The 23,445-nt window shown below is 39.4% G+C and carries 26 protein-coding genes; all 26 read left to right on the forward strand.

The window, feature by feature from the left end; all coding sequences use genetic code 11:
* Window positions 1-14 precede the first annotated feature (14 nt).
* The 26 genes from sucC (at window position 15) to KO561_RS08920 (ending at window position 23,438) form a co-directional block, all read left to right on the forward strand.
* Complete coding sequence (gene sucC, locus KO561_RS08795) at window positions 15-1,175, forward strand: ADP-forming succinate--CoA ligase subunit beta (RefSeq protein ID WP_231096729.1); 1,161 nt, start codon at window positions 15-17, stop codon at window positions 1,173-1,175.
* A 61-nt stretch (window positions 1,176-1,236) separates the two neighbouring features.
* Window positions 1,237-2,139: a succinate--CoA ligase subunit alpha gene (gene sucD / locus KO561_RS08800; protein WP_231096730.1), complete on the forward strand. Its 903-nt coding sequence runs from the start codon at window positions 1,237-1,239 to the stop codon at window positions 2,137-2,139.
* A gap of 72 nt (window positions 2,140-2,211) precedes the next feature.
* The gene (gene dprA, locus KO561_RS08805) at window positions 2,212-3,105 is read left to right on the forward strand and encodes a DNA-processing protein DprA (RefSeq protein ID WP_231096731.1); all 894 of its coding nucleotides are present in this window, start codon (window positions 2,212-2,214) and stop codon (window positions 3,103-3,105) included.
* A gap of 204 nt (window positions 3,106-3,309) precedes the next feature.
* Window positions 3,310-5,388: a type I DNA topoisomerase gene (topA, locus tag KO561_RS08810; protein ID WP_231096732.1), complete on the forward strand. Its 2,079-nt coding sequence runs from the start codon at window positions 3,310-3,312 to the stop codon at window positions 5,386-5,388.
* A 498-nt stretch (window positions 5,389-5,886) separates the two neighbouring features.
* On the forward strand, window positions 5,887-6,801 hold the full coding sequence (gene xerC / locus KO561_RS08815; protein ID WP_231097081.1) for a tyrosine recombinase XerC: 915 nt from the start codon (window positions 5,887-5,889) through the stop codon (window positions 6,799-6,801).
* Window positions 6,802-6,816: 15 nt separating this feature from the next.
* Window positions 6,817-7,362: an ATP-dependent protease subunit HslV gene (gene hslV, locus KO561_RS08820; protein WP_269140705.1), complete on the forward strand. Its 546-nt coding sequence runs from the start codon at window positions 6,817-6,819 to the stop codon at window positions 7,360-7,362.
* The gene (hslU, locus tag KO561_RS08825) at window positions 7,362-8,756 is read left to right on the forward strand and encodes an ATP-dependent protease ATPase subunit HslU (RefSeq protein ID WP_231096733.1); all 1,395 of its coding nucleotides are present in this window, start codon (window positions 7,362-7,364) and stop codon (window positions 8,754-8,756) included. The genes hslV and hslU overlap by 1 nt, the downstream gene beginning before the upstream one ends.
* Window positions 8,757-8,776: 20 nt before the next feature.
* Window positions 8,777-9,556: a GTP-sensing pleiotropic transcriptional regulator CodY gene (gene codY / locus KO561_RS08830; protein WP_231096734.1), complete on the forward strand. Its 780-nt coding sequence runs from the start codon at window positions 8,777-8,779 to the stop codon at window positions 9,554-9,556.
* 377 nt (window positions 9,557-9,933) lie between these two features.
* Window positions 9,934-10,332 carry a flagellar basal body rod protein FlgB gene (gene flgB, locus KO561_RS08835; protein WP_231096735.1) on the forward strand — a complete coding sequence of 133 codons (399 nt, stop codon included), beginning with the start codon at window positions 9,934-9,936 and terminating at the stop codon, window positions 10,330-10,332.
* 3 nt (window positions 10,333-10,335) lie between these two features.
* Window positions 10,336-10,791 carry a flagellar basal body rod protein FlgC gene (flgC, locus tag KO561_RS08840; protein ID WP_231096736.1) on the forward strand — a complete coding sequence of 152 codons (456 nt, stop codon included), beginning with the start codon at window positions 10,336-10,338 and terminating at the stop codon, window positions 10,789-10,791.
* Window positions 10,792-10,815: 24 nt separating this feature from the next.
* Window positions 10,816-11,124, forward strand: a complete 309-nt coding sequence (gene fliE, locus KO561_RS08845; protein ID WP_231096737.1) for a flagellar hook-basal body complex protein FliE — start codon at window positions 10,816-10,818, stop codon at window positions 11,122-11,124.
* Window positions 11,125-11,163: 39 nt separating this feature from the next.
* The gene (gene fliF / locus KO561_RS08850; protein ID WP_231096738.1) at window positions 11,164-12,771 is read left to right on the forward strand and encodes a flagellar basal-body MS-ring/collar protein FliF; all 1,608 of its coding nucleotides are present in this window, start codon (window positions 11,164-11,166) and stop codon (window positions 12,769-12,771) included.
* A gap of 12 nt (window positions 12,772-12,783) precedes the next feature.
* On the forward strand, window positions 12,784-13,797 hold the full coding sequence (fliG, locus tag KO561_RS08855) for a flagellar motor switch protein FliG (RefSeq protein WP_231096739.1): 1,014 nt from the start codon (window positions 12,784-12,786) through the stop codon (window positions 13,795-13,797).
* Entirely contained in the window at window positions 13,790-14,554 is a 765-nt protein-coding gene (fliH, locus tag KO561_RS08860) for a flagellar assembly protein FliH (protein WP_231096740.1), read from the forward strand. The genes fliG and fliH overlap by 8 nt, the downstream gene beginning before the upstream one ends.
* Complete coding sequence (gene fliI, locus KO561_RS08865) at window positions 14,541-15,860, forward strand: flagellar protein export ATPase FliI (protein WP_408004854.1); 1,320 nt, start codon at window positions 14,541-14,543, stop codon at window positions 15,858-15,860. Before fliH ends, fliI begins: the two co-directional genes overlap by 14 nt.
* Complete coding sequence (gene fliJ / locus KO561_RS08870; RefSeq protein WP_231096741.1) at window positions 15,860-16,303, forward strand: flagellar export protein FliJ; 444 nt, start codon at window positions 15,860-15,862, stop codon at window positions 16,301-16,303. The genes fliI and fliJ overlap by 1 nt, the downstream gene beginning before the upstream one ends.
* Window positions 16,304-16,307: 4 nt before the next feature.
* Window positions 16,308-16,907 (forward strand): MotE family protein, encoded by a 600-nt coding sequence (locus KO561_RS08875; RefSeq protein WP_231096742.1) that lies wholly within the window; start codon window positions 16,308-16,310, stop codon window positions 16,905-16,907.
* 33 nt (window positions 16,908-16,940) lie between these two features.
* Window positions 16,941-18,314, forward strand: coding sequence for a flagellar hook-length control protein FliK (locus tag KO561_RS08880; RefSeq protein ID WP_231096743.1), 1,374 nt, complete (start codon window positions 16,941-16,943; stop codon window positions 18,312-18,314).
* Window positions 18,315-18,770, forward strand: coding sequence for a flagellar hook assembly protein FlgD (gene flgD, locus KO561_RS08885; protein ID WP_331000847.1), 456 nt, complete (start codon window positions 18,315-18,317; stop codon window positions 18,768-18,770). It abuts the gene before it with no gap.
* A 20-nt stretch (window positions 18,771-18,790) separates the two neighbouring features.
* Entirely contained in the window at window positions 18,791-19,168 is a 378-nt protein-coding gene (locus KO561_RS08890) for a TIGR02530 family flagellar biosynthesis protein (RefSeq protein ID WP_231096745.1), read from the forward strand.
* An 85-nt stretch (window positions 19,169-19,253) separates the two neighbouring features.
* The gene (flgG, locus tag KO561_RS08895) at window positions 19,254-20,147 is read left to right on the forward strand and encodes a flagellar basal body rod protein FlgG (protein WP_231096746.1); all 894 of its coding nucleotides are present in this window, start codon (window positions 19,254-19,256) and stop codon (window positions 20,145-20,147) included.
* A gap of 71 nt (window positions 20,148-20,218) precedes the next feature.
* On the forward strand, window positions 20,219-20,440 hold the full coding sequence (locus tag KO561_RS08900; protein ID WP_231096747.1) for a flagellar FlbD family protein: 222 nt from the start codon (window positions 20,219-20,221) through the stop codon (window positions 20,438-20,440).
* Window positions 20,430-20,858, forward strand: a complete 429-nt coding sequence (locus KO561_RS08905; protein ID WP_231096748.1) for a flagellar basal body-associated FliL family protein — start codon at window positions 20,430-20,432, stop codon at window positions 20,856-20,858. Before KO561_RS08900 ends, KO561_RS08905 begins: the two co-directional genes overlap by 11 nt.
* 30 nt (window positions 20,859-20,888) lie before the next feature.
* On the forward strand, window positions 20,889-21,890 hold the full coding sequence (gene fliM, locus KO561_RS08910) for a flagellar motor switch protein FliM (protein WP_231096749.1): 1,002 nt from the start codon (window positions 20,889-20,891) through the stop codon (window positions 21,888-21,890).
* Entirely contained in the window at window positions 21,880-23,043 is a 1,164-nt protein-coding gene (fliY, locus tag KO561_RS08915) for a flagellar motor switch phosphatase FliY (protein ID WP_231096750.1), read from the forward strand. Before fliM ends, fliY begins: the two co-directional genes overlap by 11 nt.
* Window positions 23,044-23,075: 32 nt before the next feature.
* Window positions 23,076-23,438, forward strand: a complete 363-nt coding sequence (locus KO561_RS08920) for a chemotaxis protein CheY (RefSeq protein ID WP_231096751.1) — start codon at window positions 23,076-23,078, stop codon at window positions 23,436-23,438.
* Window positions 23,439-23,445: the final 7 nt, after the last annotated feature.

Consider the following 23,445-nt stretch of genomic DNA (forward strand, 5'->3'; position numbering starts at 1 on the left):
TGGGAGGACAAAACATGAATATTCACGAATATCAAGGCAAAGAGTTATTGCGTAAATATGGCGTTGCCGTGCCGAATGGCCGTGTTGCATATTCAGTTGACGAAGCAGTAGATGCAGCGAAAGAGCTAGGCAGTGCTGTTTCTGTAGTAAAAGCACAAATTCACGCTGGTGGAAGAGGAAAAGCTGGTGGGGTTAAAGTTGCGAAGAACCTTGATGAAGTGCGTACATATGCAGATGAGATTCTTGGGAAAACGCTTGTAACTCACCAAACAGGACCAGAAGGTAAAGAAGTAAAGCGTTTACTCATTGAAGAAGGCTGTGACATCAAGAAGGAGTACTATGTTGGTTTAGTCCTAGATCGTGCAACTTCTCGTGTCACGATGATGGCATCTGAAGAAGGTGGAACGGAAATCGAAGAAGTTGCAGCAGAAACACCGGAAAAAATCTTCAAAGAAGTAATCGACCCGGTTGTTGGACTACTTCCATATCAAGCAAGAAGACTTGCTTTTAATATCAATATTCCAAAAGAATATGTATCAAAAGCCGTTAAGTTTATGCTTGGTTTATATCAAGTGTTCGTGGAGAAAGATTGCTCCATTGCAGAAATCAACCCACTAGTTACGACTGGTGACGGAAACGTTCTAGCATTGGATGCGAAACTAAACTTTGATGACAATGCATTGTTCCGTCAAAAAGATATCCTAGAATACAGAGATTTAGATGAAGAAGATGAAAAAGAAATCGAAGCATCTAAATATGACCTTAGCTATATTGCTTTAGATGGTAACATTGGTTGTATGGTTAATGGTGCTGGTCTTGCCATGGCAACGATGGACATCATTAAGCACTACGGCGGCGACCCCGCTAACTTCCTTGATGTTGGGGGCGGTGCTACAGCTGAGAAAGTTACAGAAGCATTTAAAATCATTTTGTCCGATTCCAACGTAAAAGGTATTTTAGTTAATATCTTTGGTGGAATTATGAAGTGTGACGTTATTGCGGAAGGTGTCGTAGAGGCTACGAAGCAAGTTGGTCTTGAGATTCCTCTTGTCGTGCGTTTAGAAGGAACAAATGTGGATTTAGGTAAGAAAATCTTAGCTGAATCTGGACTGAATATTACGGCTGCAGAATCTATGGCAGACGGCGCAGAAAAAATTGTTTCTTTAGTAAAATAATCTCCTAAACATAAAGATGGCAAGCAATTTGCTTGTTAATAATCGGAAAGGACGGACGAAAATGAGTGTATTTATAAATAAAGATACAAAAGTGCTCGTACAAGGTATTACGGGTTCAACAGCTTTATTTCATACAAAACAAATGCTAGAGTATGGTACGAAAATCGTTGGTGGTACATCACCAGGTAAAGGTGGAACTGAGGTTGAAGGCGTTCCTGTATTCAACACAGTAAAAGAAATCGTAGAAGCGACAGGAGCAAATGCTTCTGTTATCTATGTTCCAGCACCATTTGCGGCAGATGCTATCATCGAAGCAGTTGATGCAGAACTTGATCTTGTCATTTGTATTACAGAGCATATTCCAGTTTTGGATATGGTAAAAGTGAAGCGTTACATGGAAGGCAAAAAAACACGCCTAGTAGGTCCAAACTGTCCTGGGGTTATCACACCAGAAGAGTGTAAAATCGGAATCATGCCTGGCTATATCCACAAAAAAGGCCATGTCGGAGTTGTGTCTCGCTCTGGTACCTTGACGTATGAAGCCGTACATCAGCTTTCTGAACAAGGATTCGGTCAATCTACTGCTGTTGGTATCGGTGGAGACCCAGTAAACGGAACAGATTTCATCGACGTGTTAAAAGCGTTCAATGAAGATCCGGAAACAGAAGCTGTTATGATGATTGGTGAAATCGGTGGAACAGCGGAAGAAGAAGCTGCAGAATGGGTAAAAGCAAACATGACAAAACCAGTTGTAGGCTTCATCGGTGGGGCAACTGCACCTCCAGGAAAACGTATGGGTCACGCCGGTGCTATTATTTCTGGTGGTAAAGGTACTGCTGACGAAAAGATTAAAGTGATGAATGAATGTGGCATTAAAGTTGCCGAAACGCCATCCGTAATGGGCGAAACACTTATCGGAGTTCTAAAAGAAAAAGGACTTTATGACAAGTGTAAAACACATTAATAATAGTATAGAAATAGGCTGGCACTAGTTGTCAGCCTGTTTTTCACTTTTCGAAAAGAAAGGAAGGAATACATGCATACAGTAAAGAGTCGATTGCTTCATTTATACGAGAGTTCTGTGTTATCAAGAACCAAAATTAAAAAACTTCTCCAATTGGATTCCACACTTTCATCCCTCTATAAATATTCCACTTCTCAATTTGCTTCTCTTTTAAATCTACCAAAGTCAAAAGCTTCTGCCTTGTCTCATTACTTACACACATCACCGGCCCTCCCACTACCAAAAGGAGTTCAAGCTATTACCTTGCTAGATGATCATTATCCGCTTATGCTTCGATTTATTAAGGATCCACCACTTGTTTTATATGCGCTAGGTGATACAAGCTTGTTAAAGGATAGCCCAGCTTTAAGCGTTGTCGGTACAAGATACCCTACCAAACAAGCTTTTCCGATAATGGTAAGAATTCTTCAGCCATTAATAGAAGATAAGTGGACGCTTGTTAGTGGGATGGCGAGGGGTATTGATAGTTTTGCTCATAAACTGGCTATCGATCATGGTGGGAAAACGATAGCTGTATTAGGTGGGGGATTCGATTATATTTATCCAAAAGAAAACGAGCGATTATTTCAGGAATTAGCTTCCTCCCAGCTCGTTCTTTCGGAATATCCACCTTCTACTCGTCCACAGCGATATTATTTTCCAGAACGAAATCGGATTATTAGCGGTCTAGGTTTCGGTACACTCGTGATTGAGGCAAAAGAAAAAAGTGGTAGTCTTATTACTGTAGAGCAGGCATTAGATCAAGGACGAGAAGTATTTGCTGTGCCTGGATCACCTCTTGATCCTCAATCGCATGGCTGTCATAAAATGATTCAAGATGGTGCAAAATTAGTTCAAAATACCTATGATTTACAATTGGAGTGGGAGTTAGAACGGCAAAAATGGAGTCGAATAAGGTCGAAATAGTCTGATATTTCTTTTCGGTTTTCGGTTTCAAGCATGGGGAAGTTTGACAAATGGCAAAAAAGTATTTAATAATAGGGAAGATTTATACAATCAAGTGTGTTTTCAAAAATGAAGGATTTTTCCGGACTTTTTGAACATCCTTTTCAATCAGCATATATTCATTTATAAAATCTCAAAAAGAAATACCTCCTGGGAGGAAAAGAAATGGCAGATTATCTAGTTATCGTTGAATCTCCAGCAAAAGCAAAGACAATCGAACGATATTTAGGAAAAAAGTACAAAGTGAAAGCATCGATGGGGCATGTGAGAGACTTACCCAAAAGTCAAACGGGTGTTGATGTGGAAAAAGAGTATGAACCTAAATATATAACGATACGCGGAAAAGGTCCTGTACTTAAGGAACTAAAAAGTGCCGCGAAAAAAGTAAAAAAAGTTTATCTCGCAGCCGACCCCGATCGCGAAGGAGAAGCGATTGCATGGCATTTAGCACATTCATTAGATATTGATGAAACTTCGGATTGTCGTGTCGTATTTAATGAGATAACGAAAGATGCAATTAAAGAATCCTTTAAGCACCCACGTCCTATTGATATGGATTTAGTGGACGCGCAGCAAGCAAGACGAATATTGGACCGGTTAGTTGGTTATAACATCAGTCCTTTATTATGGAAGAAAGTGAAAAAAGGATTAAGTGCAGGGCGTGTTCAATCCGTTGCTGTGAAGATGATTATTGAAAGGGAACAAGAAATTAAAAGCTTTGTTCCAGAAGAATATTGGTCCATTGAATCAAGTTTCCAAAAAGGAAAAGAAACCTTTGAAGGTTCATTTTACGGAGTAGATGGGAAGAAACAAGACTTGGGAAACAATGAGGAAGTCGACAACATCCTCAACCAGTTAAAAGGAAAAGACTTTAAAGTAGACAAAGTAAATAAACGAGAAAGAAAACGAAATGCGGCACCTCCGTTTACAACTTCTTCCTTACAACAAGAAGCGGCTAGAAAGTTAAACTTCCGAGCTCGTAAAACGATGATGGTCGCCCAGCAGTTATATGAAGGAATTGACCTCGGGAAGAAAGAGGGCGGTATTACGGGTCTTATCACGTATATGCGTACCGATTCATCTCGAATCTCCGATACAGCAAAGAAGGAAGCGGCTGCATACATTAAAGAAGCATTTGGTGATGATTACTTAGGAACAGTAAGAAAGGATAAGAATTCTGAGGGCGCTCAGGACGCGCACGAAGCAATCCGTCCAACCTCTGCATTTCGTGATCCTAAGTCTCTAAAAAGCATTTTATCTCGTGACCAATATCGCTTATATAAGTTAATTTGGGACCGTTTTACGGCCAGTCAAATGGCACCAGCCATCATGGATACGATGACTATTCATTTAGTAAATGAAGGGATTGAATTCCGGGCAACTGGTTCTAAAATAAAATTCAAAGGGTTTATGAAGGTTTATATAGAAGGAAATGACGATAACAGAACAGAAGAAGATACATTCTTACCTGATATCGATGAAGGGGAAATGGTGACTGCTGTAAATATTGAACCGAATCAGCATTTCACACAGCCACCTCCTAGATATACAGAAGCGAGATTGGTAAAAACGATGGAGGAACAAGGAATTGGACGTCCATCAACCTACGCACCTACATTAGACACGATTCAACGAAGAGGTTATGTGAGTTTAGATAATCGCCGCTTCGTTCCAACCGAGCTTGGAGAAATTGTGACCGAAATTATGAAAGAATTTTTCCCGGAAATTGTTGACGTTGATTTTACCGTAAAGATGGAAGGAGATTTAGACTCCATCGAAGAAGGCAAAACAGAATGGATTCGCATCATCGATCAGTTCTATGGTGGATTTGACAAACGGTTGAAGAAAGCAGAAAAAGAAATGGAAAAAATCGAAATCAAAGATGAGCCAGCAGGTATTGATTGCGAAAATTGTGGGCATGAGATGGTGTATAAAATGGGGAGATATGGAAAGTTTCTTGCCTGTTCCAATTTCCCAGATTGCCGAAACACGAAACCGATATTAAAAGAAATCGGAGTGAAATGTCCGAACTGTAAAGATGGAAACATCGTGGAACGTAAAACGAAAAAACGTCGTACCTTCTATGGCTGTGACAACTATCCAGAATGTGAATTCATATCTTGGGATAAGCCAGTTTCCCGACCATGTCCAAAATGTGATTCTCTGTTGGTCGAGAAAAAAGCGAAAAAAGGAACACAAATTCACTGTACACAATGCGATTATAAAGAAGAAGCACAAGTGTAAAATCAAACCTAGTCGTTTAGTCGGCTAGGTTTTTTTGAGAAGATAGGTATAAAATTAAGCCCGATACCTAAGTAGTGAATGCAGTCATCAGGAAATCCACTACCCGCAGACATCAACCTAGTCTTCGTTTCTTTGATAAAAGCTCTAAGTGTTCTTGTCTTTTCTTATGAGTGAGGGTAGAAAACCTACCTGTTCATTATTTTGCCATATATATAATTATTGCTTGTACTCGTTATATTTTCAGGGTTGAAGGGTATAGGAATATCATGGGAAGCCAAATAATAGTAGTGACAGAATATTTACAACAGTGTTAATCTTGTTATAAGCGATTGACATAATTTAAATAATTGAGCTATAATTACCGTCTTGTAAGGGTAATACTAGAAATTGCATACATATCCAGTACAATTCAGAATCTTGTTACAATTTTGTAAATTATATTGCATGGACGAACTTAGTTGTGTTACTATTTATACGCCTTCGGAAAGGTGATGTTTGATATTGGAAGGGAAAGCGTATGTGAAACCGTTTGTAGAATATCTGCAAATCGAAAAAAATGCTTCTCCATACACCGTAGAGTATTACTCGTATGATTTACAGAGTTTTTTTGACTTTTTACAAAGGGAACATATTTCGGATCTTAATGAGGTTGACTATCAGAACGTTCGTTTTTTCCTAACGACACTCTATGATCAACAACTGTCAAGACGGAGTGTCTCGAGAAAAATATCTAGCATTCGAAGCTTTTATAAATTTCTAGAGCGCGAGAAAGTAGTGTCCGAAAATCCATTTCTAGCTATTCATTTACCTAAAATGGACCAACCTGTTCCTAGTTTCTTCTATAAAGAAGAGCTAGAAAAACTATTTCAAGTTAGTGATACTAGTACTCCGTTAGGTCAGCGAAATCAAGCTATCCTTGAAGTGATGTATGCAACAGGTATTCGTGTAAGTGAGTGTGTCGGGCTGAAAATAGACGACATTGACTTTTTTCTCGGTACAATGCTTATTCGAGGGAAAGGCAAAAAGGAAAGATACTTACCTTTTGGTCGATTTGCGGAAGAGGCACTACAAACCTACATAGATAATGGAAGAAACTCGTTACGAAAAAACCAGCCTGACTCTGGGGAAGTATTCTTAAATGCTCGAGGTAGAGCGCTTACAACGCGTGGTGTTCGGTTAATATTGGATAAACTTGTTAAGAAAGCAGCTTTGACGGTGGATATTCATCCGCATAAGCTCCGACATACCTTTGCCACACACATGTTGAATGAAGGTGCCGATTTACGGGTTGTTCAGGAGCTATTAGGACATGAGAATTTATCCTCAACTCAAGTTTATACCCATGTTTCGAAGGATCATTTGCGAAATATTTATATGAACAGTCATCCAAGAGCAAATCGAAAGAATAATTAAAAAGAGGTGGATACATTGAATCAAGAATTTCATGCAACTACCATTTTTGCGGTACAGCATAAAGGTCAATGTGCCATGAGTGGTGACGGGCAAGTAACCTTAGGAAATGCTGTTGTGATGAAACATAAAGCCAAAAAAGTACGTAGATTATATAAGGACCAAGTTTTAGCTGGTTTTGCTGGATCAGTAGCAGATGCGTTCACACTCTTTGAGAAGTTTGAGGCAATGCTAGAAGCGTATAACGGTAATCTTCAAAGAGCCGCCGTTGAACTGGCTAAAGAATGGAGAAGCGATAAAGTACTACGCAAGCTAGAAGCTATGCTCATCGTGATGAACAAGGACTCGATGCTTCTAGTGTCCGGAACAGGGGAAGTGATTGAGCCAGATGATGGGATTTTAGCGATAGGCTCTGGTGGGAATTTTGCCTTAAGTGCAGGTCGTGCTTTAAAAAGGTATTCCGACAACTTAAGCGCGAAAGAAATTGCGCAAGCAGCGCTAGAAATTGCTGGTGAGATTTGTGTGTTTACGAATGACCATATTACGCTAGAGGTGATTGATTAATGTCCATTGAAATGACACCGAGGCAAATTGTTGAACAGCTCGATCAGTACATTATTGGACAAAAGAATGCCAAGAAATCAGTGGCAGTTGCACTGCGGAACCGATATAGAAGAATGCAGTTAGATGATAACCTTCGAGATGAAATCGTTCCGAAAAATATTCTAATGATTGGTCCAACTGGTGTAGGGAAGACAGAGGTTGCAAGAAGACTTGCAAAGCTAGTTGGAGCTCCTTTTGTGAAGGTAGAAGCAACGAAATTTACAGAAGTGGGTTATGTAGGTCGAGATGTGGAATCCATGGTTCGGGATCTAGTCGAAATGGCTGTTCGATTAGTGAAGGAAGAGAAAATGAAAGGGGTCATGGATAGAGCAGAGAGATTAGCGAATAAGAAGCTCGTAAAATTATTAGTTCCATCCGCTAAGAAACAAAGTAAAATTAGTAATCCATTTGAAATGCTTTTCTCTTCACAGTCCGATGAAGACCAGCAAGAAGATCAAGAAAAAGACAATCAAGAAATAGAAACAAAACGAAAACGAATCGAACACCAACTAGAACTAGGCGAATTGGAAGACCATATGGTGATGATCGAAGTGGATGATCAATCGTCTTCGATGTTTGATATGCTACAAGGTTCTGGTATGGAGCAAATGGGAATGAATATGCAGGACGCTTTTGGACAATTTATGCCAAAGAAAACAAAAAAACGTAAACTCCCAGTCTCCGAAGCTAGAAAAGTATTGATCCAGCAAGAAGCCCAGAAGTTAATTGACCAAGATGAAGTAACTCAGGAAGCGATTTTAAAGGTAGAACAGTCTGGGATCATTTTCATTGATGAAATTGATAAAGTGGCCGGAAAAAGTGAACAATCTGCCAATGTATCTAGAGAGGGCGTGCAACGTGATATCCTTCCAATTGTGGAAGGATCGACGATTGTGACGAAGCACGGACCTGTTAAAACCGATCATATCCTGTTCATAGCGGCAGGTGCCTTTCATATGGCAAAGCCATCAGATTTGATACCGGAGTTACAAGGAAGGTTTCCAATTCGTGTCGAATTTGATAAATTATCGGTAGAGGACTTCGAACGTATTCTTCGGGAACCTTCGAACGCTCTTTTAAAGCAATACCAGGCTCTGTTAAAAACAGAAGGCATTGATGTTGTATTTACGGAAGAAGCCGTAACTAAACTAGCTGAGGTTGCTTATGAAGTGAATCAAGACACAGATAACATTGGAGCAAGACGTTTGCACACCATTTTAGAAAAACTGTTAGAAGAACTATCGTTTGAAGCACCAGATGTTACAATGGAAAAAATCGAAATAACGAAAAGCTACGTAGAAGAGAAGTTAGGCTCGATTGCCAAGAACAAAGATTTAAGTCAATATATTTTATAAAAAACGATTGGAGGAGCATCATGGAACTATTAGATCGTGCTAGGAAAATTAACGCATTGCTGCAAAAGACAACAGGGAAATCTGTCAACTTTAACGAGGTATCTGCTACACTTCGCGATATTATCACAGCGAATATATTTATCGTAAGCAGAAGAGGAAAATTATTAGGGTTTGCGATTAATCAGCAAATTGAAAACGAAAGAATGAAAAGTATGTTAGAAGAAAGACAATTTCCTCAAGAATACACAGAAAGCTTGTTCAACGTTCAAGAAACAACATCAAACATTGATATTGATAGCCAATATACGGCGTTTCCGGTGGAAAACAGAGAGTTGTTTAAGAACGGGTTAACGACGATTGTCCCTATTATAGGTGGGGGAGAGAGATTAGGAACGCTAATCCTAAGCCGTTTAACGCAAAGCTTTAACAACGATGATCTATTATTAGCGGAATATGGCGCTACAGTAGTCGGAATGGAAATTCTTCATGAGAAAACAGAAGAAATTGAAATGGAAGCACGTAGTAAAGCAGTTGTTCAAATGGCAATCAGTTCATTATCCTACAGTGAACTCGAAGCAATTGAACACATTTTTGAAGAATTAGATGGAAATGAAGGATTGTTGGTTGCGAGTAAAATTGCTGACCGTGTAGGGATTACGAGATCTGTCATCGTTAACGCACTTCGTAAATTAGAAAGTGCTGGCGTTATTGAATCACGTTCCCTCGGTATGAAAGGAACATACATTAAGGTTTTAAATAATAAATTTTTACTTGAACTTCAAAAACTAAAAACTAACTAAGTATGAAAAAAGCCTTCTCCAACCATGGAGAAGGCTTTTTTTTGACCATTTTAAATGCAATCTGTCAACAGATAATAGGTAGTAAGTCGAAATTATACTAAAAATTGTTAAGAGAAATTCATAAATTTCTAGTTTTCATTTCCTATACGGTGTGTGATAATAGGACTAGAGTTTTTTACAATATTCGACACAGTTGTCGAAAGCGTGGAATTTGAAGGGAATAACCCGTGACTATTGACCTAGTGTAGATTTTTTATTCGCTACTAAAGTAATTTAATGTCAATTTTTCATGGACAAGTATTAGCAATTAAATTACAATATTCGATAAAGATAGACTTTATATGACGGTCCTACAAAAAAGTTAGGAGGAAAAGGAATTGTCACTATTCGGAAATACAATCAACAGCCTAGAACGCTCGTTGGATTATGCTTCCTTAAAAAACCAAACCATTTCTAACAACATAGCAAATGTCGATACACCGAATTACAAATCGAAAAGTGTTGTTTTTCAACAAGTGTTAGACGAAAAAATAAATAATCAATTTTCAGCAAAGCGTACTCATCCCAAACATATCCCTTTTTCTAGCAGCGCAGAGCAGAATACCTTCCAAATCGTATCTAATAACAGTACAACGTATAACAACAACGGAAACAATGTAGATATCGATAAAGAAATGACGGAATTAGCTAAGAACCAGATTTACTATCAAAGCTTAGTTGATCGTCTAAATGGAAAGTTTACGAGCCTACAATCAGTGATCAAAGGAGGTAGATAAGGTATGAGTATTTTTCATTCGATTAATACAAGCGCTAGTGCATTAACCGCTCAAAGATTGCGAATGGATACTGTCTCCTCCAACTTAGCGAATGCTGAGACGACGAGAGCAACCATCAATGAAAATGGAGAGTATGAACCTTATCGACGTAAAATGGTTGTCTTTGAATCCAAAGATAATTCCTTCAATTCCTTCTTGCAAAAAGCAAGAGTTGGATCATCTAGTCAAGGAAGCGGAGTCCGTGTGAAAGAGATCGCAGAGGATGATGAGCCATTTAAGCTCGTATACAATCCAAATCACCCGGATGCGAATGAAGAAGGTTATGTGCAATTACCAAACGTAGACCCATTAAAAGAAATGGTGGACTTGATGAGTGCTACCAGATCTTATGAAGCAAACGTGACGGCATTAAATGCTACAAAAAGTATGCTTTTAAAAGCATTGGAAATAGGTAAATAGTGATAAAGGAGGTTTTATAAGCTAATGGAACCATTAACGAAAATTAGTACTTTACAGACACCAAATGTTCTATCTGCACAAAATACTTTATCTGTTACGCCAGGTGAAGCTCAAAATAAATTTTCAACAAGCTTAAAAAATGCCATTGAAACACTCAATAGTGCTCAAATTGAATCGGATCGTAAAACAGAAGCATTAGCAAAGGGAGAAATTACGGATTTGCATGATGTAATGATCACGTCGCAGAAGGCAAGCATTACGTTACAAACTGCTATTGAAGTTCAAAGAAAAGTCATTGATGCTTATACCGAAGTAATGAGAATGCAAGTCTAGTATAGTATGAAACTATTTGTAAACTAGCGGGGGCGAGAAATGAAACAGAATATGAACGTACTAAAAGATAAGCTATTAAGCTTTTGGTCTGCTAAGTCTGGCAAACAAAAGCGTCTAATAATAGGCTCCATCATTGCAATCATTCTCGTAATTGGAATATCTAGTTTTTTCGTTGGTCAAACGAAAATGGTTCCTTTATACAATAATCTTTCACTCCAAGAGGTTGGACAGATTAAGGCTGAATTAGATGCTAGATCTGTCCCTTATGAATTAGAAGGAGGAGGAACTACTATTATGGTTCCGGATGATCAAGCAGATTCATTATTAGTGGATCTTGCTTCCCAAGGTTTGCCTGACAGTGGGAATATTGATTACTCCTTCTTTAGTAATAATGCTTCCTGGGGAATGACAGATAATGAGTTTGATTTGATTAAGTTGGATGCTATGCAAACGGAATTAGCAAACTTAATAACGGGTATTGAAGGCATAGAGGATGCGAAGGTTATGATTAATAAACCACAGGATCCTGTATTTGTCAGCGATCAAGCAGAAGCAGCCTCGGCATCGATTGTTTTAACGACACAGCCGGGCTATCAATTTGAAACGAGTCAAGTGGAAACCTTATATCGTCTCGTTTCAAAGACGGTTCCAAATCTTCCTACAGATAATATCGTCATCATGGACCAAAATTTTCAGTATTTTGACTTAGAAAATCCAACAGCTTCTGCTAATACGGATGCGTACACATTTCAACAGAGTGTGAAGAACGATATAGAACGAGATATTCAACGTCGTGTTCAACAAATGATTGGAATGATGGTTGGTCAAGATAAGGTTATTGCTTCGGTTACTGCTGATATCGATTTTACACAAGAAAACCGTACCGAAGAATTAGTTTCTCCAGTCAACGAAGAAGACATGGAGGGTCTCCCAGTAAGTATTGAGACAATTAAAGAAACTTATACTGGTACACCTCCAGCTAATGGTGTAGTCGGAGCAGGAGAAGAAGATGTAGCGAATTATCCAGGGGCAACCGAAGGCTCTACTGGTGATTACGAAATGGTGAAAGAATCGATAAACAATGAGTTTAATCGAATTAAAAAAGATATCGTGGAAAGTCCGTACAAGATTAGAGACCTAGGTATTCAGGTAGCTGTTGATAAGGCAAAGTATCCTACGGAAAATGGCGAAGAAGTTGAGCTTCTTTCAGAAGAAGAGCAATTGGCTGTTCAAGAAGGAATTTCTTCTATCTTGAATTCTATTGTTACAACTTCTATTGATGAAGGTTACGGCGAAGTGGTACCAGAAGAAAAAACATCGATTGTTTTCCAAGAGTTCCAAGGTAAGACTTCACCAACCGAAGTGCCAACTACAGGCATCCCTACTTGGATGTATATTGCTGGTGGTGCAGCTTTACTAGTTATCGCAGGATTGGTGATTTGGTTAATGAGAAGAAGAAAAGCTACAAAAGAAGTAGAAGAGGTTACCGTAACGGATGTTCCTACAAGAGAGGAATTTGTAATTCCGGAAATGGAACAAGGACAAGATTCCGAATCTACAGTGAGAAGAAAGCAACTTGAGAAAATGGCACAGGACAAACCAGAAGATTTTGCCAAGCTTCTTAGAAGTTGGATTGCAGAAGATTAGGAGGCGACCTTTATGGCTAGACAAAAAGATAGACTATCCGGTAAACAAAAGGCCGCTATTCTGCTTATCTCCATGGGGCCTGATGTTTCCGCTCAAATTTATAAGCATTTAACAGCGGAAGAAATTGAAAAACTCACATTAGAAATATCATCAGTAAAAAAAGTCGAAACCAGCCAAAAAGAAGATGTAGTGGAGCAATTCCACCAAATCGCTCTAGCGCAGGACTATATTACGCAAGGTGGTATTAATTACGCCAAAACGGTATTAGAAAAGGCGCTTGGAGAACAAGAAGCGGTTAATATCATTAACCGACTGACTTCATCTCTCCAGGTAAAACCTTTTGATTTTGCCCGTAAGGCAGAACCATCACAAATTTTGAACTTTATACAAAACGAACATCCGCAGACAATTGCACTTATTTTATCTTATTTAGATCCAGTTCAATCTAGTCAAATACTTTCTGAGCTACCACAAGAGATGCAGGCGGATATTGCCAAGCGAATTGCTTTGATGGATTCAACATCTCCGGAGACAATTTTTGAAGTGGAGCAAATTTTAGAGCGAAAATTATCTACAACAGTAACCCAGGATTACACGCAAACTGGTGGTGTACAAGCTGTCGTTGAAGTGTTAAACGGGGTAGACAGAAGTACAGAAAGAACGATTCTAGATGCGCTTGAGATTCAGGATCCAGAGCTTGCTGAAGAAATTAAGAAGAGAATGTTCGTCTTTGAGGATATTGTTACATTGGATAATAGAGCGATTCAACGTGTTATCCGTGATGTGGAAAATGATGACTTGAGATTGTCTCTTAAGGTGGCAAGCGAAGAAGTCCGCGAAGTATTGTTCAAGAACATGTCAACTAGAATGGCAGAAACATTCAAAGAAGAAATGGAATTTATGGGGCCTGTTCGATTGCGTGATGTGGAAGAGGCTCAAAGTCGAATTGTTTCTGTAATTAGAAGATTAGAAGAAGTTGGAGAAATTGTTATTGCTCGTGGTGGAGGTGACGATATCATTGTCTAGTATTTTTAAACATAGCCAGCCATCCTCGAGCAAAGTGATCGGACTAAAGCCGATTACCTTCGAGACACCTTTAAATCTGGATGATGTCGATGAAGAGGAAACAAAGCGTGCTATAAAAGAAAAACTTGACCATGCAGTCGCTGAACTAGACCAAGCTAAACAAGAAGCGCAAGCAATTATAGACCAGGCTAGACAACAAATTGAACTAGAAAAACAACAGTGGACCGAGGAGAGACAACATTTAGAAGAAGCCGCAAAGGAACAGGGCTTTCAAGAGGGCTTTCAACAAGGGGAACAAGCAGGAAGACAGGAATACGAGATGCATATGGAGCAAGCAAGAGAAATTATTCAAATTGCCCAAGATGATGCAAAATCAACGGTTCTACAAAGTGAAGAAACGATCCTTCATCTAGGTTTGAAAGCTGCAGAAAGAATTCTGCATCAGGAGATTGAACAACCTGAGCAGTATCTAAGCATTGTGAAGGCTGTGCTGCACGAAGTAAAAGGGCAAACAAAGGTTGCCATTTATACAAACCCAGATCAATATCCACTTATTCTCTCCAATAAGGAAGAGTTGAAAAACATTGTACAAGAGAACGTGGAATTAGCCGTTTATCCAGATGAAGGACTGTCTATTGGTAGTTGTATTATCGAATCCCCATTCGGAAGAATTGACGCGGGAATTGAAAGTCAACTTCACGAGCTTCGAAATAAACTTTTTGATATAGCGCAGGAGGCTGGCCGTGAACATAAGTAAGTACGTTGATATGTTGGATCAAGTAGATACGTATAAACGATATGGGAAAATTCATAGAGTTGTTGGTCTCATGATTGAATCAAAAGGACCGGAAGCCAGTGTAGGGGATGTGTGCTATATTCACCCCTCATCAAAAGGAAGTAACCCGATTATGGCAGAAGTGGTTGGGTTCAACGATGAAAAAGTATTATTAATGCCTTACGGACAATTGAAAGATATCGGTCCCGGCTGCCTTGTAGAGGCAACTGGTCAACCGCTAACGATAAAAGTAGGAATGGGCATGATTGGATCGGTTGTAGATCCATTAGGGAAACCGTTAGATGGATCTGCATTACCGAAAGGACTTACAACCTATCCATCCGAACAATCTCCTCCAAACCCGCTAGACCGTCCCACTATCCGTGAACCTATTCAAGTAGGTGTTCGAGCTATTGATAGCCTGCTTACCGTAGGAAAAGGACAAAGGATTGGAATTTTTGCCGGAAGTGGTGTTGGGAAAAGTACATTGCTAGGCATGATAGCAAGAAATAGTAGTGCCGATATTAATGTCATTGCTCTTATTGGGGAACGAGGCCGAGAAGTTCGGGAATTTCTTGAAAAAGATTTGGGAGAAGAAGGTCGTAAAAAATCCATCATTGTTGTTGCGACATCTGATCAGCCAGCACTCATGCGAATTAAAGGGGCATACACAGCTACAGCCATAAGTGAGTATTACCGAGATCAAGGCTATCAAGTGAACTTAATGATGGATTCGGTGACGCGGGTAGCCATGGCTCAAAGGGAAGTAGGGCTAGCAACAGGCGAACCACCAACTACGAAAGGATATACCCCTTCCGTATTTGCGATATTACCAAAGCTGTTAGAAAGAACAGGAACAAGTAAGAACGGAACCATTACAGCATTCTACACCGTGCTAGTCGATGGGGATGACATGAATGAACCGATTGCGGATACGACACGAGGAATCCTCGATGGTCACTTCGTATTAGATCGGAAAATTGCAGAACAGGGTAGGTTTCCAGCTCTTAACATCTTAAAATCGATAAGTCGTGTTATGCCACAAATAGCTGGGCCTGAACAAATGCAACTTGCACAACGTATTCGTTCATTGCTTGCAACATATGAGGATAATTACGAATTGATTCAAATAGGTGCCTACAAACGAGGCTCAAGTCGAGAAGTGGATGAAGCGATTCAATATTACCCTCGTATTATTGAATTCCTTAAGCAGTCCACGGAAGAAGTGGTTACGATTGGAGAAGCCTTCGAGCAAATGGCAGAGCTAGTTAATGGGAGTGGTCACTAATGGCTGTTATCCAAACATTTGAAAAAATATTAAACGTAAGAGAAAGAGAAAAGAAAGAAGCCCAAAAGGCTTATAAGCAATCGGTAGATTCCTTTGAAGAAATTGCGACGAAGCTGTATGAACTGTTGCGTAAGAAAGAGGAAGCGGAATCTAATTACCAGACGCAATTAGAAAAGGCAGTATCCATTGACGCTCTTTCCTCTCACTCTACTTACATGGAAAAGCTACAGAAGGCTATTCATGAAGTTCAATATTCGGTTAATCAAGCTAGAGAAAATATGGAAGTATTCCAAGGCAAATTAACGGACGCTCATATAGAAGTGAAAAAGTTTGAAAAGATGATTGAAAGCAAGAAGCAAAAACTATCCGATCAACTAAAGCTGCAGGAGAACTCTTTTATGGATGAAATCTCCCTACAGCAGTATTCGGTTAGAAATAGGTGATCATATGGCAAAAATAGAAAAGCAAGAGAAAGAAAAAGCTGGTTTTCTCCAATGGCTCTTTATTATCATTATTCCTCTTGTATTTGCGGTGACGCTAACCGGTATTATTCTAACGGTCGCAGGCGTAAATGTACTGGACCATGCCAAAAATGTTGCCAACCATATTCCAGGCATTTCCTCTGTCATTGAAACAGAAGAGGAAGTGAAGCAAGCTACTGCTAAAAAGCGTGTAGAGGATAATAAGGAGCAAGTAGAAGCGGCTGTTGCAAATAAAGATGAAGAGATTGAAACATTAAAGTCCAATCTAACAGAAAAAGAACGAGAAATTGACGAATTGACTCAGGAACTAGCGAAGCTTTCGAGTCAGCTAGAAGAACAAAACAACACGAATGAGGAAGTACAGCAAAACATTCTCGAAGATGTTTCTGCCTCTTTTGAGGGAATGGATCCAGAAGAAGCTGCTCCCATTATATCTAACCTAGAAGTAGCAACAGCAATAAGGGTTCTGAAAAATGTCCCAAGTGAAGAAAGAGGATTAATCTTGGGAGCGATGGAACCGGAGCAGGCTGCGACCTTTACTACAGCATTATTAGCAGACGAGTAATCCATTCTAAAAGACTTGAAAGGAGGTGAAAAAATGAGTAGTGGTATTGCAGTAACACCACCTGTGTCCGTTTCCGCAAAAACGACACCAAGTCATCCAGCAACGAAGAAAAGCGAAGTATCTTTTGTTCAGGTTCTAGGTAGTAAAACTTCCAGCCAACAAACACCGGCTAATGAATCAGAAGCTACCGAAACACCTGAAGCTTCAAAAGAAGCGATAAAGACACCGGTTGTGACGGAGTCGGCTTACGGAGCATTGAAGGCAGAGAATCAAACAGAGCTTGAAAAGTTATTAAGCAAACTAGAGGGGCTTTCTGAAGAGCTGTTGGAAGTCGTGAAAGCTTTTTTAGAAAAATCGGGCTTACAAACGACCGAAAATGATTCGAAGGATCAACAGTCACTGGAACAGCTTACGACATTGCTAGAACAACAACCAGAACTAATGAACATGTTGGTCGCGTTTCTAGGGCAGCTTGAACAAACGTCTGTTTTAAACGCGGAATCAATGCCTTTAAACGCAGAAACGTCAGCTAAATTACTTGCTATTTTTGATCAAGTAAAGGGTTTATTACAACAAGTTGCTAATCAGGACAATGTTCCAAAAGAAACGCAAGGGAAGCTGTTAAAGCTTTTAGAACAATGGACAGCAATAGAAAAGCAGGCTGGTCAATCGGGACAAAGCTTATTGACGAATGAAAATGGTCAAGCAGCATCTAAGGAGCAAACGGTTTGGAGTAAACTCCTAGACGCATACCAGAAGCGTGAAGCAATGCAAGGTCAGCAAAAATATCAGCATAGTGCACAAGTAACGAGTAGTGATGTTGGAAAATGGGCTAAACAATTGATGACTGCTACAACAAGTACTGGTGTTGAAGCGACTAACATCCAAACTCCTGTTGGAGCAACACTATCCACCATGCCAATGAGCGCCGTGGAGCAGTACACGATTCATGTTAGTCAAGGTAATACCGAACAACCGGCAGAAAATAAATTGCTTAATGAAATACAGAAAATACTTCAATCTAGTAAGTTCTTAACGAATAATGGGAACTCCCAATTGTTCTTAAAACTTCGTCCGGAGCATCTCGGAGATATGATGATTAAGATGACTCAGCTGAACGGTGAAATGACGGTGAAAATCATTGTACAGTCACAAGCAGCGAAGGATATGCTGGAAAGCAACATGCAGCAATTGAAGCATATGTTTTCTCCACAGCAAGTAGTGGTTGAAAAACAGGATGGCACATTGTTAAATCAGCAAAGTAACGAAGAACCGAGACAAAGCCTTCAAAAAGACCGTCAGTCTTCAGAAGAGCAGCAATCTTCTTTTAGTACAGATGATCGTACCAAGGATGATGAAGAATCAGAAACAAGCTTTTATGACATTTTGATGAATGAGAAAGTGTAGGTGAGTCGATTGACCAAAATTGATCCAAGTTTCTATTTAACTAACCAGTCTCGAGGCTCAACCGGATCTGCACTTGGAAAAGATGAGTTCTTAAGAATCTTAATGGCTCAATTACAAAACCAAGATCCTATGAACCCGATGCAGGACAAAGAGTTCATTTCACAAATGGCCACTTTTTCATCACTAGAACAAATGATGAATATATCTTCTGTCGTTACAAATTTGGCAAGCAATCAATCTATCGCAACAGTAATTCAGTTTAGTAATTTAATTGGAAAAGAAGTATCTTATGATGTAATAGATGATGAAACAGGCCAAGTAACGGAAACAAAAACGGATACGGTAAAATCTGTACTTCAAAGCCAAGGCAAAACATGGCTAGAGTTAGCGGATGGTACCAAGATAGATGTACTAAGTGTCACGAAGGTTAGCCAGGTGGATGAGACAACCGAATAAGTAGAAGGAAGGTAATGTGCATGGATCAGCGTATTCAGCAATTGCAAACCCAAGCACTTCAACTTCCGAGACTTACGAAAAAGTCACCCGTGGTTCCAACCGGTCAGACAACAACAGCATTCAAAGATGTATTGCAAGAGGCACAAGGTTTAAAAGTTAGTAAACACGCACAAGAACGTCTACAACAAAGAAATATAACAATTGATCCTAGCCAGTGGCAAAAAATATCCGAGAAGGTTAGTGAAGCAAAGCAAAAAGGGATTACAGAGTCATTAGTAATCACGAATGACGCGGCGCTTTTAGTAAGTACAAAAAATCACACTGTTGTGACCGCGATGGATCGGTCGGAAGTGGAAAGCAAAATTTTTACGAATATCAATGGTGCCATATTAATGTAAACGGCTGGACCCTTTAAGGGAAGCCAATTAGCTGTGGAATGACCGAAGCAGCTATGACTAAAATCTGAAGGGAAGAAATTATTACATGTTACGTTCAATGTATGCAGGAATTTCTGGTATGAAAGGGTTTCAAACTAAATTAGACGTTATCGGGAACAACATCGCCAACGTAAATACATCAGGCTTCAAAAAAGGTCGAGTAACCTTTCAGGATATGATGAGCCAAACACTATCTGGTGCTGAAGCGCCTGTTGGTGGTGGCCTTCGTGGAGGGATTAACCCAGCTCAAGTTGGGCTTGGTACACAAGTTGGATCGATCGATAATATTCATACACAAGGGAACAGACAAACTACAAATCGTATGTTGGATTTTGCGCTTGAAGGAGACGGGATGTTTGTTCTAGGTACAAACTTAAACGATGTCAATAATGTTGATATGCAAGCTTCGACTATTACATTTACCCGTGCTGGTAACTACTATCTGGATAATGATGGATTTATTGTGGATCCAAATGGTAAGTATCTACTGGGAGCAGTAACTGAAGATGTTGCTGGAACACCAACGGATTTCTTAAGACCAATTAATATTCCAGAAACTGCTTCTAGTTTTAGTGTGCAAGGTGATGGTAAAGTAACGTATGTAGATGAGAACGGCAACGTACAAGAAGCTGGTCAAATTCGACTAGCGAAATTCTCAAACCCAGGCGGTTTAGAGAAAGCTGGAAGTAACTCTTACCAATTAACCGGTAATGCTGGAGTAAATACAGCGGATGGAGTGTTTAATGGTTTAGAAGATCTAGTAATTCCAGAACAAGATGGATCTGCTTCTATTGTAGCTGGTGCACTCGAAATGTCTAACGTAGACTTAGCAGAAGAATTTACGGAAATGATTACGGCACAACGTGGTTTCCAAGCAAATACACGTATTATCACAACATCTGATGAAATACTACAAGAGCTTGTAAATCTTAAGCGATAAGCGTAGTGCATAACCTATAGATGAACAAGAGGGGGGTTGAGGAGCTAGGTCCGACCTAGCTCCCTCCATTTATGATTAAGTTGACACGATTAAATGGTGATTCCTTCACCTTAAATGCTTTATATATTGAACAAATTCAATCTTTTCCGGATACGACGATTACACTCACTTCCAATAAGAAGTTAGTCGTTCGTGAATCTCAACAAGAAGTGGTTGATTTGGTTCAGTCGTTTTATAACAAGATTGGATTGACAGGTGTTATTACTAAAGTAGGTGACGAAGATGAATCGTAAATTTATAACCATTTTAATCTCTATATTAGTCGTGCTTACAATCGTTGGAGCAGTTGCAGTTGTTGTTGTTCTAAACCTTACTGGTGAAAAAGAAGAGGAAAAAGTAAAAGAACTAACGGCAGATGAATTGCTGGAGTATTCTTTTGAAGCGCCAGAAGTGACGACAGACCTTTCGGATGGAAGCTATCTTAAGATCCAGTATCAAGTAGTTGGTGACAGCAAAGAGGCCAAAGAAGAAATTGAAAAGCGCAGCTTTCAAATGAAAAACATCATGATTAAACAACTATCGCCAATGTCAGCCGATGAAATTCAAAACGATCTTGCCAAAATAGAAGAAAAAATGGTTGTAGAATTAAACAAAGTAATGGAAGAAGGAAAAATTGTAGACGTATATACAATTAGTAAAGTTCTACAATAACAATAGTACTCCTAATGGGGGTGAGAAACATTGGCGGAGGATATTCTATCACAGAATGAAATAGACGCATTACTATCTGCTTTATCTACGGGAGAAATGGATGCGAATAAGCTAAAGCAAGAAGAAAAAGATCGAAAAGTAAGAGTATATGATTTTAAGAGAGCTTTAAGGTTTTCGAAAGACCAAATCAGGAGTTTGTCGAGAATTCATGAAAACTTTGCTCGGTTGCTAACGACGTTTTTTTCTGCACAGTTAAGAACGTATGTCAACATTTCTGTTGCATCTGTCGACCAAATACCATATGAAGAATTTGTTAGATCCGTACCGAAAATGACTATTCTTAACATTTATAGTGTGGCACCATTGGAAGGGCGAATTGTTATTGAGTATAACCCGAACATTGCATATGCTATGATGGATCGATTACTTGGTGGAAAAGGTAGCAGTGTCAACAAAGTGGAAAACTTAACCGAAATTGAAACAACATTAATGACATCTTTGTTTGAACGAGCGATGGAAAACTTAGAAGAAGCCTGGAGCTCATTAACAGAGATAACACCAGTGCTTGAGGAATTTGAAGTGAATCCTCAATTTCTACAACTCGTTTCTCCGAATGAAACCGTAGTTGTTGTTTCACTTAATACAACGATTGGGGAAAGCTCAGGAATGATTAACATTTGTATTCCTCACGTTGTGCTCGAACCGATTATTCCTCGATTATCGGTGCACTATTGGATGCAAACGAAGAGTACTTCCCATAGTAAACCAGAGGAATATAAAAACTTAACGAAATCCATTGAAAAGACTGCGGTGGATGTGAAAGTATTGCTGGGTGAGACGAATATCTCTATGAACGATCTGTTACATCTTCGTCTTAACGATGTCATTTCACTTAACCAATCTATTGACGAGCCGCTTGCCCTGCACGTAGGTTCGGAGCCTAAGTTCCGGGTACAACCAGGTAAGAAGAAAAGTAAGCTAGCGGTGCAAATTATTGATGAAATAAAAGGAGGGACGGAAGATGACGAATGATGGAATGCTGTCTCAAGATGAAATTGATGCCCTTTTAAATGGTTCAGGAGATGAATCAGAAGAAAAGAAACCTTCTTCGGAAAACCCTCCTATTGATGATTATCTTTCGACGATGGAACAGGATGCATTAGGAGAAGTTGGTAATATTTCGTTTGGGACATCAGCAACGACATTATCGACACTCCTTAACCAAAAAGTAGAAATTACAACACCAGAAACCTCCATGATTACGAAAGACAACCTAATTAATGAATTTCCGCAACCACATGTTGGCGTGGAAGTTACGTACACGGAAGGATTCAAAGGGGTTAACGTATTTGTCATTAAGTCGAGTGATGCAGCGATCATTGCGGATTTAATGCTCGGAGGGGATGGAACAGCTCCATCTGAAGAATTAAGTGATATCCACTTAAGTGCTGTTCAAGAAGCAATGAATCAAATGATGGGAACAGCTGCGACAAGTATGTCGACCGTATTTACGAAGAAAGTAGATATCTCTCCACCATCCATTGCGATTTTAGATGGAGAAGAAAGCGAAGGAGCAAAGAACCTTCATCAGGAAGAGATTTTTGTCAAGGTTTCCTTCCAATTAAAGATTGGTACATTAATTGATTCCAGCATCATGCAGTTGCTACCTGTTTCCTTTGCGAAAGAATTAGTTGATCAACTGATGAATCCACCTCAAGAATCAACAGAAGCAAAAGAGGCTGTACCTGAGTCTCCAAAAGAACAGGTTCAGGCTTATCAAAACTCTCCGTCTCCTGCTGCAGCACAAGCAAGTTATCAGACTCAGCAAGAGCCGAAGCATATTGGTGGTCATAGTATGGAAAATACAAATGTACAAGCAGCAGAGTTCTCTTCCTTTGATCAAGTAGAACTACCTGCTAAAGAACAAAGAAACCTTGATATGTTGTTAGATATTGGGCTTAACGTAAAAGTTGAGCTTGGTAGAACGAAGCGTTCCGTAAAAGATATTTTAGAATTATCAACAGGCTCTATTATCGAATTAGATAAATTAGCTGGTGAACCCGTCGATATCCTTGTCAATGATAAACTCATTGCTAAAGGAGAAGTTGTGGTTATAGAAGAGAACTTCGGGGTTCGCGTAACAGACATTGTCAGCCAATCCGATAGACTACAGAATCTTAAATAAACTAAACACTACAGAAGTTAGGGGAGATTAGGTTGGGTAAAAAAATATTAATCGTAGACGACGCTGCATTTATGAGAATGATGATTAAGGATATTTTAAGTAAAAATGGCTTTGAAGTAGTAGGAGAAGCAGAAAACGGAGCACAAGCAGTAGAAAAATTCAAAGAACTATCTCCAGATTTAGTGACTATGGACATTACCATGCCCGAGATGGATGGTATTACAGCGTTAAAAGAAATTAAACAGCTTAGTGGAGAAGCAAAAGTTATCATGTGCTCTGCTATGGGACAGCAAGCGATGGTTATTGATGCTATTCAAGCCGGTGCTAAAGACTTTATCGTTAAGCCATTCCAGGCTGATCGTGTACTTGAAGCTATTTCTAAAGCATTGGACTAATAGAAAA

It is taken from the genome of Radiobacillus kanasensis (assembly GCF_021049245.1).
GTDB classification, from domain to species: Bacteria; Bacillota; Bacilli; order Bacillales; family Amphibacillaceae; genus Radiobacillus; species Radiobacillus kanasensis.